This window comes from Streptomyces sp. NPDC048462, assembly GCF_043200175.1.
Classification (GTDB): domain Bacteria; phylum Actinomycetota; class Actinomycetes; order Streptomycetales; family Streptomycetaceae; genus Streptomyces.
Genome location: NZ_JBICXG010000026.1, coordinates 37,922 through 49,959, shown reverse-complemented (window position 1 = coordinate 49,959; position 12,038 = coordinate 37,922). Strand labels below are relative to the sequence as shown.

General features: G+C 72.7%; 12 protein-coding genes and 2 pseudogenes. 10 read left to right on the top strand and 4 right to left on the bottom strand.

The genetic code is table 11. From position 1 onward, the window contains the following. Positions 1-142: 142 nt before the first annotated feature. The gene (locus tag ACGFU6_RS31675) at positions 143-763 is read left to right on the top strand and encodes a TetR/AcrR family transcriptional regulator (protein WP_393615941.1); all 621 of its coding nucleotides are present in this window, start codon (positions 143-145) and stop codon (positions 761-763) included. A gap of 28 nt (positions 764-791) precedes the next feature. On the opposite strand, the gene ACGFU6_RS31670 is transcribed toward ACGFU6_RS31675, so the two are convergent. From ACGFU6_RS31670 to ACGFU6_RS31655, 4 genes are all read right to left on the bottom strand, one after another. Further along, entirely contained in the window at positions 792-1,115 is a 324-nt protein-coding gene (locus ACGFU6_RS31670; RefSeq protein WP_024492250.1) for a multidrug efflux SMR transporter, read from the bottom strand. Between the two features lie 97 nt (positions 1,116-1,212). Then, positions 1,213-2,229, bottom strand: coding sequence for a ribosome small subunit-dependent GTPase A (gene rsgA / locus ACGFU6_RS31665; protein WP_393615939.1), 1,017 nt, complete (start codon positions 2,227-2,229; stop codon positions 1,213-1,215). Between the two features lie 3 nt (positions 2,230-2,232). Beyond that, complete coding sequence (aroA, locus tag ACGFU6_RS31660; protein ID WP_393615937.1) at positions 2,233-3,573, bottom strand: 3-phosphoshikimate 1-carboxyvinyltransferase; 1,341 nt, start codon at positions 3,571-3,573, stop codon at positions 2,233-2,235. A gap of 91 nt (positions 3,574-3,664) precedes the next feature. Next, positions 3,665-4,378: a M50 family metallopeptidase gene (locus ACGFU6_RS31655; RefSeq protein WP_123523666.1), complete on the bottom strand. Its 714-nt coding sequence runs from the start codon at positions 4,376-4,378 to the stop codon at positions 3,665-3,667. Positions 4,379-4,443: 65 nt separating this feature from the next. Between ACGFU6_RS31655 and ACGFU6_RS31650 the strand changes: the two genes are divergently transcribed. The 9 genes and pseudogenes from ACGFU6_RS31650 to def all read left to right on the top strand — a co-directional run bounded on the left by ACGFU6_RS31650 (position 4,444) and on the right by def (position 12,030). Next, positions 4,444-5,259, top strand: a complete 816-nt coding sequence (locus ACGFU6_RS31650; RefSeq protein WP_393615935.1) for an SOS response-associated peptidase — start codon at positions 4,444-4,446, stop codon at positions 5,257-5,259. A 50-nt stretch (positions 5,260-5,309) separates the two neighbouring features. Further along, positions 5,310-5,960, top strand: coding sequence for an alpha/beta family hydrolase (locus tag ACGFU6_RS31645; protein WP_393615934.1), 651 nt, complete (start codon positions 5,310-5,312; stop codon positions 5,958-5,960). Between the two features lie 273 nt (positions 5,961-6,233). Next, positions 6,234-6,890 (top strand): sigma-70 family RNA polymerase sigma factor, encoded by a 657-nt coding sequence (locus tag ACGFU6_RS31640; protein WP_018105559.1) that lies wholly within the window; start codon positions 6,234-6,236, stop codon positions 6,888-6,890. Next, the gene (gene rsrA, locus ACGFU6_RS31635; RefSeq protein ID WP_393615933.1) at positions 6,887-7,207 is read left to right on the top strand and encodes a mycothiol system anti-sigma-R factor; all 321 of its coding nucleotides are present in this window, start codon (positions 6,887-6,889) and stop codon (positions 7,205-7,207) included. The genes ACGFU6_RS31640 and rsrA overlap by 4 nt, the downstream gene beginning before the upstream one ends. A 104-nt stretch (positions 7,208-7,311) precedes the next feature. Then, positions 7,312-8,787: an HD-GYP domain-containing protein gene (locus tag ACGFU6_RS31630; RefSeq protein WP_393615932.1), complete on the top strand. Its 1,476-nt coding sequence runs from the start codon at positions 7,312-7,314 to the stop codon at positions 8,785-8,787. After that, a pseudogene (locus ACGFU6_RS31625) lies at positions 8,784-9,778 on the top strand (metal-dependent phosphohydrolase); the annotation flags it as partial. The gene ACGFU6_RS31630 and the pseudogene ACGFU6_RS31625, both read left to right, overlap by 4 nt. Positions 9,779-9,931: 153 nt before the next feature. Further along, positions 9,932-10,201, top strand: a pseudogene (locus tag ACGFU6_RS31620) (metal-dependent phosphohydrolase); the annotation flags it as partial. A gap of 91 nt (positions 10,202-10,292) precedes the next feature. Next, positions 10,293-11,285, top strand: coding sequence for a tetratricopeptide repeat protein (locus ACGFU6_RS31615; protein ID WP_393615930.1), 993 nt, complete (start codon positions 10,293-10,295; stop codon positions 11,283-11,285). Positions 11,286-11,391: 106 nt separating this feature from the next. After that, entirely contained in the window at positions 11,392-12,030 is a 639-nt protein-coding gene (gene def / locus ACGFU6_RS31610; protein WP_393615928.1) for a peptide deformylase, read from the top strand. Positions 12,031-12,038 lie beyond the last annotated feature (8 nt).

Genomic DNA, 12,038 nt, shown 5'->3' with positions numbered 1-12,038 from the left:
GACCATGGGTGAGCGGAGCCACAGGGCCCCGGACCGGCCGTCGGCGAACAGGGGCCGCAGGGCCCCGGACGCTGCCCGGACTCTTGACAGTCCGGGGGAGCGCGTCAACTCTGAAACGCAGGACCCGGCGTGGGAGGCGACGATGCCGACAGCGCGAGACGCACTGCTGGACGCCGCCCACGCGGCCCTGGGCAGCCGGCCCTGGCCGGCCGTGCGGATGGTCGACGTGGCAGCCGTCGCCGGAGTCTCCCGGCAGACCCTCTACAACGAGTTCGGCAGCAAGGACGGACTGGCCCGTGCCCTGGTCCGGCGGGCCGCCGACGCCTACCTGGCCGGTGTCGAGCGGGCGCTGGGAACAGCCGGCGGCACCGGCGACAGGCTGGCCGCCACCGCGGCCTGGACGGTCCGGGCCACCCGGACGGACGACCTGCTGCGAGGGCTGCTCACGGGCTGCTGGGAGGACCGATTACCGCGACCCGCCCACCGGGCCCGCCCGGCCGGCTCACCCCTACCGTCACAGCGGTCGGCCGAGGCCGGACCGCCGACCCCCGCCGAACTGCTCGGGCAGGTCAGGGACCGCGCGGTGGCCGTCCTGGACGGCGGGCGCCCGCCGCACGACCCGGCGGCCCTGGCCGTGACCTGCGAGCTCGCCCTGCGGCTCGCCCTGTCCTACGCGCTGGTGCCCCCGCAGCCCGGGGCGGCGGGGGACGGGGTGCCACTGGTGCGTGAGGTGGTCGAGCGCACTGCGGATTCCGCAGCCTGAGCGATCTCGCGGCCGCAGGAGCCGGTGCTCAGTGCGAGGACCCCGAGAGCTGGAGCCCGATCACGCCGAGGATCACCAGCGAGATCGAGATCAGCTTGAGCGTGGAGACCACGTCGTCGAGGAAGATCATGCCGTAGATGGCGGTGCCCGCGGCCCCGATGCCGGTCCACACCGCGTAGGCGGGTCCGACGTCGAGCTTCTTCAGCGACATGGTCAGCAGACCGAAGCTGCCGAGCGCGAAGACGCAGAACGCGATGGTCGGCCAGAGCCGGGTGAAGCCGTGCGAGAGCTTCAGGCAGACGGCGAAGCCCGTCTCCAGAAGTCCGGCGACCACCACCAGCAGCCACGCCATCGTCAGTGCCCTCCCGCATCGGTGACCGCCTCGTACCGCTGGGCGTGATTCGTGATTATGCACTTACCGGTGGCGAGTGATCGCAAACGTGCCCGGATCAGTCGCCTTCGCGTCGCTCCCGGGTGGAGAGCAGCCGGCGCAGTGAGTCCAGCCGGGCCGGATCGGCGTGCCCGTCGGCCACCCAGGCGTCCAGCGCGCATTCCGGTTGCTGGCTGTCGTGGGTGCAGCCGCGCGGGCAGTTCTCGGTGCCGGGCTGCAGGTCGGGGAAGGCGTTGATGACCCGGGAGGGGTCGATGTGGTGCAGGCCGAAGGAACGGACGCCCGGGGTGTCGATGACCCAGCCCCGGTAGTCCGGCAGCGGCAGGGCCAGTGCCGAGGTGGTGGTGTGGCGGCCGCGCCCGGTGACCGCGTTGACGACCCCGGTGGTGCGCCGCCTGTCCTTCGGCACCAATGCGTTGACCAGCGTGGTCTTCCCGACACCGGAGTGCCCGACGAACGCCGTCACCCGGTCGTTGAGCTGCTCGCGTACCCGCTCCGCCGCGTCGCCGTTCTCCAGCTCCTCGCGGTTGGTGACGATGAACGGCACGCCCAGCGGGGTGTACGCCTCCAGCAGCTTGTCCGGTGAGGCCAGATCGGACTTGGTCAGCACCAGGAGGGGCGAGAGCCCGCCGTCGTACGCGGCGACCAGACAGCGGTCGATCATGCGCGGGCGGGGTTCCGGATCGGCCAGGGCGGTGACGATCGCGAGCTGGTCCGCGTTGGCGACCACCACCCGTTCGAACGGATCGTCGTCGTCCGCCGTCCGGCGCAGCACCGAGCGGCGTTCACCGATCCGGACGATCCGGGCGAGGGTGTCCTTGTCGCCCGACAGATCGCCGACGATGGAAACGGTGTCGCCCACCACGGCTGCCTTGCGGCCCAGCTCACGGGCCTTCATCGCGATGACCGTGCGGCCCTCGACGAGACAGGTGAGGCGGCCTCGGTCGACGGTGAGGACCATGCCGTCCTCGGCGTCCTCGTGCTTGGGACGGGTATGCGTACGGGGCCGGTTGCCCTTGCGGTTGGGGCGGACGCGGATGTCGTCCTCGTCGGGGTTCTTGCCGTAGCGGCGCATGTCTCAGGCCCCGAGCATTCCGGTCCACATCTGCGGGAAGTCGGGCAGGGTCTTGGCGGTCGTCGCCACGTTCTCGATCTCCACTCCGGGGACGGCAAGGCCGATGACCGCCCCGGCGGTGGCCATCCGGTGGTCGTCGTACGTATGGAAGGTACCGCCGTGCAGCGGCCTCGGCCGGATGTGGAGGCCGTCGGCGGTCTCGGTGACCTCGCCGCCCAGCTCGTTGATCTCCTTGGTGAGCGCGGCGAGCCGGTCCGTCTCGTGCAGCCGCAGATGGGCCACGCCGCTCAGGGTGGAGGGGGAGTCGGCCAGGGCCGCGACCGCCGCGATGCCCGGGGTCAGCTCGCCGACCTCGCCGAGGTCGACGTCGATGCCGTGGATCCGGCCGGAGCCGGTGAAGGTGAGCCCGTGCTCGGTCAGCTCGCAGCTGCCGCCCATCGCGGTGAAGATCTCGCGCAGCGCGTCACCGGGCTGCGTGGTGTGCAGCGGCCAGTCCGGCACGGTGACCCGGCCGCCGGTGACCAGCGCCGCGGCCAGGAACGGCTGGGCGTTGGAGAGGTCCGGCTCGATGGTCAGGTCGCGGCCGAGCAGTGCGGAGGGGGAGACCCGCCAGACGTTCGGCTCGCCGCCCGTCTCCGGCTCGTCGACCTGGGCGCCGACGGCCCGCAGCATGTCGACGGTCATCCGGATGTGCGGCATGGACGGGAGCCGGGTGCCGGTGTGGCGCACCTCCACGCCCTGGTTGAAGCGCGGCGCCGACAGCAGCAGCGCCGAGACGAACTGGGAGGACGAGGACGCGTCGATCGCGACCGGGCCGCCGTCCAGCGCGCCGCCGCCGTGCACCGTCATCGGCAGCGAGCCGCGCCCGTCGTCGTCGATCCGGGCGCCGAGCACCCGCAGGGCGTCGATCACCCCGTTCAGCGGGCGCTCGTAGGAGCGCGGGTCGCCGTCGAAGTGGACCTGGCCGTCCGCGAGGGCCGCCACCGGGGGCAGGAAGCGCATGACCGTGCCGGCGTTGCCGACGTCGATGGTGACCGGGCCGTGCAGACCGGCCGGGATGACCCGCCAGGCCTCGCCGGAGCCGTCCGGGCCGCCCGCGACCGACGAGCTGGAGGACACCGTCTCCTCGATGCCGACGCCCATCGCGCGCAGCGCGTCCGCCATCAGCAGGGTGTCGCGCGAGCGCAGCGGCCGGCGCAGCCAGCCGGGCTCCGAGGAGAGCGCGGCCAGTACCAGCGCGCGGTTGGTGACCGACTTCGATCCGGGCACGGTGACGGTCGCGTCGACGGCTCCGCTCGCGTGAGGGGCGGGCCAGAGGGCGGGGTGCACGGAACTTTCGGTCATGGGCTCACTTTAATGGCTCTTCGCAAACCCGGATCTTGATCAAATGCGGGGAAACCGGGACGTAATTACGGGAGTGGTAGAGGGAGAGGGGTCACAGCCCCAGCAGCCAGCGCCCGCCGCCGATCAGCGAGCAGAGCGAAACGGCGTGGAACAGGAACAGCCACAGCGCCGCCGGTACGTCCGTCAGCCGGGACAGCTGGTCGGCGTCCGAGTCCGGCGCACCGCCGTGACGCCGCTTGGACTGCAGCTCGAACGCCGGACGCACGCCGCCCAGCAGCAGGAACCAGACCGCGCTGTACGCGAACAGCGACTGCCAGGCGGGTGAGGCCAGCCATGACATCAGCAGGAAGAGCGAACCGGTGAGGATCACCGTCAGCGCCCCGTACACATTGCGGATCATCACCAGCATCACCGCGAGCAGCGCGGTCGCCAGCCAGAGCAGCAGCGTGATCCGGCCGTTGGCCAGCAGCCAGGCGCCCCCGAGCCCCAGCAGCGGCGGCGCGGTGTAGCCCGCCGCCGCGGTGAGGACCATGCCGATACCGGTCGGCTTGCCCCGGCTCACCGTCAGCCCGCTGGTGTCCGAGTGCAGCCGGATGCCCGACAGCTGCCGCCCGCTCAGCAGCGCGATGAGTCCGTGACCGCCCTCGTGGGCGATGGTGATCGCGTTGCGGGTCAGCCGCCATATGAAGTTCGGCACGACGGCGATGAGCGCGGCCGTGGCGGTCACCACGACCAGCCACTGCTCGGGGGCCGGCTGGGTGCCGAAGACGCGGTCCCAGAGATTGCCGAGATCGGTGCTGTCCATGGCGCGGGCGGCTCCTTGCGGTATTGACGTCCGGTCGGGGTGACGGTCGTGGCAGTCTGGCACTTATGTGCGGACGGTATGCAGCGAGTCGGCGGCCCGAGGATCTGACCGGACTCTTCCAGGTGGAGAAGTGGGAACCGGCCGAGACGCTGGAGCCCGATTACAACGTGGCGCCGACCAAGGAGGTCTACGCCGTACTGGAGCGTCCGGTGAAAGACGCGGATGACCAGCGTCCGGTTCGCCAGTTGCGCGCACTGAAATGGGGGCTCGTCCCCTCCTGGGCCAAATCGCCGGAGGGCGGCGCCCGGATGATCAACGCCCGCGCCGAGACGGTGCACGAGAAGCCGTCCTTCCGCCGCCCCTTCGTCTCGCGCCGCTGCATCCTGCCGGCCGACGGCTATTACGAGTGGGTGACCGGCAGCGAGGAACGGCAGCTGGAGGAGAAGGGGCGCAAGAAGCGGCCCCGCAAGCAGCCTTACTTCGTGACCCCGGCCGACGGATCGGTCTTCGCCATGGCCGGGCTCTACGAGTTCTGGCGCGACCGGACCCTGCCCGACGACCATCCGCAGGCCTGGTGGGTGACCTGCTCGGTGATCACCACCGAGGCGGAGACGAGCCCGCTCGCCGTCGCCCCAGCAGAGGGGCCCGCCGCGCTCGCCGACATCCACCCCCGGATGCCGCTGATGCTCACCCCGGACCGCTGGGACGACTGGCTGGACCCCTCGCACACCGACATGGAGGAACTGCGGGGCCTGCTCACGCCCCCGCCCGGCGGCCTGATGCGCGCCTACCCGGTGGCCACCGCCGTCAGCAACGTCCGCAACAACGGACCCGAGCTGAAGGACGAGCTCGCCGCGCCCGAGGTCAGCACGCTGTTCTGAGGTACGCGCCGGACCCCGGCCGGCCCGCCACGGGTTGGTTGGATGGGGGTGTGAAAGCCACCGAGAAGGACCCCCGCACCGAGACGGTAGACACCGAGGCCGGAACCGCCCGGATCAGCTGGCTGCCCGCGAAGGAACCCCGCCTCCTGCTCGCCCTCGGCCACGGCGCCGGCGGCGGCATCGAGGCCCGGGACCTGCGGGCCCTGGCCGCCGCACTGCCCGCCCACGGAGTGAGCGTCGCTCTGGTGGAGCAGCCCTGGCGGGTCGCCGGGAAGAAGCTCGCGCCCGCCCCGAAGACCCTGGACACCGGCTGGCGCGGCCTGTGGCCCGCCCTGGCGGCCGCCGGGCTCCCGGTCGTGGCCGGCGGGCGCAGCGCCGGGGCCCGGGTCGCCTGCCGGACCGCGGCCGGACTCGGCGCCCGTGCCGTCCTCGCGCTCAGCTTCCCGCTGCACCCGCCGGGCCGGCCGGAGAAGTCCCGCGCGGACGAACTGCTGGGCTCCGGCGTACCCACCCTCGTCGTCCAGGGCGGCAGCGACCCGTTCGGCAGGCCCGCCGAATTCCCGTCGGGGGAGTACCGGATCACCGAGGTGCCGCACGGGGACCACGGGTTCGCCGTACCGAAGCGGTCGGGGGTGACCGAGGATCAGGCGATGGAGATCCTCACCTCGGCCGTGACCGGATGGCTGGCCGGAATCGTCTGACACGGCAGCCGGGAATGTTGGGCGGGGGGCCACTGTTGTGCCGTGTGTCGGTACACCAACGTCGTATGTGGAGAGGGAGTCCGTCGCATGGGTTCGACCATCTGCCCGCGTCGCTCGAACGCCGCTGACCTGGAGTGGACGGTGCTGCATGCGGCCAAGACCACTCCCGAGCGGGCACTGAGCGGATCGGATCGACAGCCCGCGCTCGACCAAGGTCGACTATTCTCCGATTCGAGCGGGTCCGGTTTCGGATCCGCCACAGCGTTGGAGGAGGTGGGTCCGGTCACTGGGACCGACACAGGGACCGACGACGGCCGCCCGCAGGAGACGACCGCCGAGCGCAACGCGCGCTTCGAGCGCGATGCCCTCGGTTTCCTCGACCAGATGTACTCGGCCGCGCTGCGCATGACGCGCAACCCCGCGGATGCCGAGGACCTGGTCCAGGAGACGTACGCCAAGGCGTACGGCTCCTTCCACCAGTTCCGTGAGGGCACCAACCTCAAGGCGTGGATGTACCGCATCCTCACCAACACGTTCATCAACTCGTACCGCAAGAAGCAGCGCGAACCCCAGCGCAGCGCGGCCGAGGAGATCGAGGACTGGCAGCTGGCGCGTGCCGAGTCGCACATGTCGACCGGTCTGCGCTCCGCCGAGTCCCAGGCCCTCGACCACCTGCCCGACTCCGATGTGAAGTCTGCGCTGCAGGCGATCCCCGAAGAGTTCCGCATCGCGGTTTATCTTGCCGATGTCGAGGGCTTTGCCTACAAGGAGATCGCGGACATCATGGGGACTCCCATCGGTACGGTGATGTCCCGACTGCACCGGGGCCGCCGTCAACTGCGCGGCATGCTGGAGGACTACGCCCGTGACCGCGGGCTCGTCCCGGCGGGCGCCGGTGAGTCGGACGATCGGAAAGGCTCGGGCTCATGAGCTGCGGAGAGCCGCACGAGACGGATTGCTCGGAGGTCCTTGACCACCTCTACGAGTTCCTCGACCGGGAGATGCCCGACAGCGACTGCACCAAGTTCGAGACGCACTTCGGTGAGTGCTCGCCCTGCCTGGAGAAGTACGGTCTCGAGCAGGCCGTGAAGAAGCTGGTGAAGCGCTGCTGCGGTCAGGACGACGTGCCGACCGACCTGCGCTCCAAGGTGATGGGGCGGATCGACCTGATCCGCTCCGGCCAGGCCGTGCCCGAGCAGGACGTGACGGTCTCCGACAGCGAGCTGCCGGCCGGCGCCAAGGACTGACGCATCACCCGAACGTGCTAATCCTGGCTGTCGGCACCGAGCCCGGCCACCCAACTCGCTAGCCTGGCGCCTCCATTTGGCGATGCTGGGGGCGGGCGGAACGGGTGAGAGCCACACGCGGCGCGGCGCGGGCGTACATCCTGGCCGTCGCGCTCTGCGCCACCCTCTGCGTGCTGCCCGCGCTGCGCCCCGGCGCGGGCACCCCGTGGACCACCCTCGCACTGCTCACCGGGCTCTACCTCCTCTGTGAACTTCCCGGCCGCTGCCCCTTCTTCGGCAGCTCCGTGCCGGTCAGCGCCGGATCGTTCTTCCCGCTGCTCCTCGCCGCCGCCTTCCTGCTGCCGCCGGGAGCGGCGGCGCTGGTCGCGATACCCGGCTCGTTCGCCGGGCGGGTGGAGAACCCCCCGGCCGCCGCCCGCCGGATCTGGCGGGCGGCACAGCTCGCCCTCACCGTCTGGGCGGCCTCCCGGGTCCACGCCCTGCTCGGCGGGCCCGCCGCACTCGGCGGATCGGGAGCCGGACGGCTGCCCGACCTCCCGTACGCGCTGCTGCCCGCCTGTGCGGCCGCCCTCGCCTTCAGCCTGGTGCTGAGCGCGCTGGACGGCTCGATCCTGGCCGCGGCCGAACAGCTGCCGCTGCGCCGCGCCTGGAGCGGGCTGCTGCCCCGCTCGCTCGGCCCGCACCTCGTGCACGGCTTCGCCGGACTGATGATGGCGGTCCTGTGGAACAGCTCGTACGGGCCGCTGGCCGCGCTCTTCGTCCTGCTGCCGATGTACATCTCCTGCTGGGTCTTCGCCCAGTACCACCGCGAGCACGCCGCGCACCGCGCCACGATCAGGGCCCTGGTGCAGGCCGTCGACATCAAGGACACCTACACCCGGGGCCACAGCGAGCGCGTGGGGCGCGCCTCCGTGCTGATCGCCGATGAGCTGGGCATGGCGCGGGACCGCGTCGAAGTGCTCCGGTTCGCCGGCATCCTGCACGACGTCGGCAAGCTCGGCGTGCCGACCCGGGTACTGCGCAAGGACGGGCCGCTGACCCCGGACGAGCGCCGGGTGATCGAGCTGCACCCGGAGTACGGGCACGAGATCGTGCGCGGCATCGGATTCCTCGGTGAGGCACGGGCCGCGATCCTGCACCACCACGAACGGCTCGACGGCAGCGGCTACCCGTACGGGCTCACCGGCCGCGAGATCCCCGAGTTCGCCCGGGTGGTCGCCGTGGCCGACGCCTTCGACGCGATGACCTCGACCAGGTCCTACCGGCCGGGGCGCCCGGTGCCGGCCGCCGTGGCGGAGCTCAAGCGGTGTGCCGGCACCCAGTTCGATCCGCAGATGGTGCGGGCGCTGGCGCGCGGCCTGGAACGGCACGGGTGGGTGTCGTCCGCCGTTACGGGGGCGGAGGTGCCGGGAGCGCGCGGCGGGGAGCCGGGCGTGGGCTCCGGCGCCGCCCGGGGGCCGGCTCGTCCACAGCCGCCGGACGGGCCCGGTCCCGGCGCGTCGCCGGATTCGGCGGACGGCGGGGCCGGATTCGGCGTGCCGCCCCCGCCGGCCCCCCGACGGCCGGGCCGGCGGCGGTGAGGGCACAGCGGGTCCGGCCGGCACCCGTCACCCCGCTCGTGCGCGGCGCCGCCCTCGCGCTCACCGCCGCCGCGCTCGGGCACACCCTCTGGCACGGGATCCACGACCCGGGCCACGCCCTCGCCTTCGGGGTGCTCATCGCCATCGGCGAGCTGGCCCGCTGGGGCGCCCTCCCCGGGGAGCGGGAGCCCGCGCCGCTCGGCGCCGCCGGAGCCCTCGCGTACGCCCTGCTCGGGCGCAGCGGCGGGCAGCCCACCGGCCAGGGCGCACTCCAGGTGATCGCCGTGCTCGTCGCGGCCCAGCTCGTCGCCTCGGTGCCCCATGTGGCACGCGGCAGCGGGCCCGGCCCGGACCAGGTGGCACGCCGCATCCTGACCGTGGGATTCGCGGCCGTGTGCTTCCAGCCGCTCTACAACTCCGGCCGGTCCGAGACCTGGTTCGGCGACGGCCCGTACTACGCGGCCTTCCTGCTCCTGCTGCTCGGCCTCACCGCGCTGTGCGACGCCGTCCTGGGCGCCCTGGTGCTGCGGGCCGGTACCACCGTCCCGTACGGCCCGCTGCTCCGCGACGAGCTGCGGGCCCTGATCGGCATCGGATCGGCGGTCTGCGCGACCGGTGCGGTGATGGCGCTCGGGGTCGCCGCGGCCGGGCTGTGGGCGCTGCCCGTCCTGTGCGTACCGCTGCTGCTCACCCAGCTCTCCTTCCGCCGCTACGCCGCGGTGCGCACCACCTACCGGCAGACCATCGCCTCGCTGGCCCGATCCACCGAGATCGCCGGGTACACCCCGCACGGCCACGCCCGCAGGGTGGCGGCGCTCTGCACGGCCGTCGGCCGTGAGCTGGGGCTCTCCGGGCCCGATCTCACGGTCCTGGAGTACGCGGCCCTGATGCACGACATCGGGCAGCTCTCGCTGGTCGACCCGGTCCCGGAGGGGGCCACCGCCACCCTGCCGGGGGGCGCGCCCCCCCGCCGGCCGGGGGCCCGCCGGGGCGGGGGGCGCCCCCCCCGGGGGGGGGCGGGGGGGGGCGGCGGGCGGGGGGGGGGGCCGGGCCCCCCGCCCGCCCCGCGCGCCCCCCCGGCCGCCGGCCCCCCCCCCCCCCCCCCCCCCCCCCCCCCCCCCCCCCCCGCCCCCCCCCCCCCCCCGGGGCCGTGGTCCGCCAGACCGGGGTGGACGCGAGGGTCGCCGTCGTCGTGGAGCAGCAGGCGGACCCCTTCCGCGAGCAGCCGCTGTCCGCCAGGATCGTCAGGGCGGTCAACGCGTACGACGACCTGTGCGGGGACAGCGCCGGCGGGCCGCTCGGCGCGCTGGAGCGGCTCAGGCTCGGGACCGGCCACGACTACCAGCCCCAGGTCGTGGAATCGCTCGCCCGGGTTCTGGCCAGGGGCGGTCTGACCCCCGTCCCGCCTGGGTAACCCATGGGTAATGAGCGAGCGTCCGGCCAGGCATGGTTGGATGCGAAGGAGAGCGGAAAACGAGGGTGTCCAGTCGGGACAGGCGGGAATCGTGAGGATCTTCGGGAAGGTACGGCATCGGCCCTCCGCCTCTTGGCGGCAGGCCACGGACCGCGCGTTCACGCTGATCGGCGACGGCCGGTACGAGGACGCGGGCGCACTGCTGACGCGTGCGGCGGACCTGGAGCCCTGGCTCTCCGAGTCATGGTTCAACCTGGCGCTGCTGCACAAGTTCCGGCATGACTGGGAGCAGGCGCGGGCCGCCGGGCTGCGCGCCGTGGCGCTGCTCGACAAGGAATCCGGCGCCCCCGACTGGTGGAACGTCGGGATCGCGGCCACCGCGCTGCAGGACTGGCCGCTGGCGCGCCGGGCCTGGCAGGCCTACGGGCTGAGGGTGCCCGGAGGCGGGCAGCAGACCCCCGCCTCCAACAGCGAGCCGGTCGGCCTGGACCTGGGCAGCGCGGCCGTACGGCTGTCGCCCGAGGGCGAGGCCGAGGTCGTGTGGGGCCGCAGGCTGGACCCGGCGCGGATGGAAGTGCTGTCGATCCCGCTGCCGTCCTCCGGGCGGCGCTGGGGCGAGGTCGTGCTGCACGACGGGGTGCCGAACGGTGAACGGATCACCGCGGCCGGGCCCTCCTACCCCGTGTTCGACGAGATCGAGCTGTGGGCGCCGTCCCCCGTGCCGACCTGGGTGGTGCTCCTCGAAGCCGCCACCGAGGAGGACCGGGACGCCCTGGAGCAGCTGGCCTCCGACGCCGGTTTCGCCGCCGAGGACTGGTCCTCGTCCGTCCGGCTGCTCTGCCGGGCCTGCTCGGAGAGCCGGATGGAGAGCGACGAGGGCGACGGCGAGCACCTGGACCCGCACGACCACAGCGAGCCGGGTCACCCCGGCCCGCTGGGTCACCGCACCGCGGGTGAGCTGTGGGTACCGGAGCGTGAGTGCGGGCTCGCGGCGCCCGCGGGGCTGGTGCGCGGGCTGCTGGACGGATGGGTCGCGGACAGTCCGGACAGCCGCGAGTGGCGGGATCTGGAAGAGGTCTGCTGACCGCTACCCGTAGGCTGTGTGCGCACCGATTCCGGTGTTCGGGTGCCCGGGTCCTCGTGAGCCGCGGATCCCGGGTTTCACGTTGTGAGGAAGGCGTACGGCGGACATGGCGCAGCACCAGACGGACGAGCAGATCAGCGTCGACGGCGAGGGCTTCCTCGTCGACACCGAGGACTGTGAGGCGCGTGAGGCGGCCTACCGCGAGCGCGGCACCTCGCGCCCGATCACGGTGGTGGGCAACCCGGTCCTGCACAAGGAGTGCAAGGACGTCACCGCGTTCGACGACAAGCTGGCCACGCTGATCGACGACATGTTCGCCAGCCAGCGGACGGCGGAGGGCGTGGGCCTGGCCGCCAACCAGATCGGCGTCGACCTCAAGGTCTTCGTCTACGACTGCCCCGACGACGACGGAGTGCGGCACACCGGCGTCATCTGCAACCCGGTGCTGGACGAGCTGGCGCCCGAGGAGCGCGTCCTGGACGACGCCAACGAGGGCTGCCTCTCGGTCCCGACGGCGTACGCCTCGCTGGCCCGCCCGGACTACGCGGTGGTGCGCGGACAGGACGCGAAGGGCAATCCGGTCAAGGTGCGGGGCAACGGCTACTTCGCCCGCTGCCTCCAGCACGAGACGGACCACCTGTACGGGTACCTGTACATCGACCGGCTCTCCAAGCGTGACCGCAAGGACGCGCTCCGGCAGATGGAGGAGAACACCCCGCGCTACGAGATCGTGCCGAACGACTGACACCGGCG

Coding starts and splice junctions, on each gene's coding strand:
- ACGFU6_RS31650 (WP_393615935.1), top strand. CDS start 4,444: ATGTGCGGACGGTATGCAGCGAGTCGGCGGCCCGAGGATCTGACCGGA.
- rsgA (WP_393615939.1), bottom strand. CDS start 2,229: ATGCGCCGCTACGGCAAGAACCCCGACGAGGACGACATCCGCGTCCGC.
- ACGFU6_RS31675 (WP_393615941.1), top strand. CDS start 143: ATGCCGACAGCGCGAGACGCACTGCTGGACGCCGCCCACGCGGCCCTG.
- rsrA (WP_393615933.1), top strand. CDS start 6,887: ATGAGCTGCGGAGAGCCGCACGAGACGGATTGCTCGGAGGTCCTTGAC.
- def (WP_393615928.1), top strand. CDS start 11,392: ATGGCGCAGCACCAGACGGACGAGCAGATCAGCGTCGACGGCGAGGGC.
- ACGFU6_RS31670 (WP_024492250.1), bottom strand. CDS start 1,115: ATGGCGTGGCTGCTGGTGGTGGTCGCCGGACTTCTGGAGACGGGCTTC.
- aroA (WP_393615937.1), bottom strand. CDS start 3,573: ATGACCGAAAGTTCCGTGCACCCCGCCCTCTGGCCCGCCCCTCACGCG.
- ACGFU6_RS31655 (WP_123523666.1), bottom strand. CDS start 4,378: ATGGACAGCACCGATCTCGGCAATCTCTGGGACCGCGTCTTCGGCACC.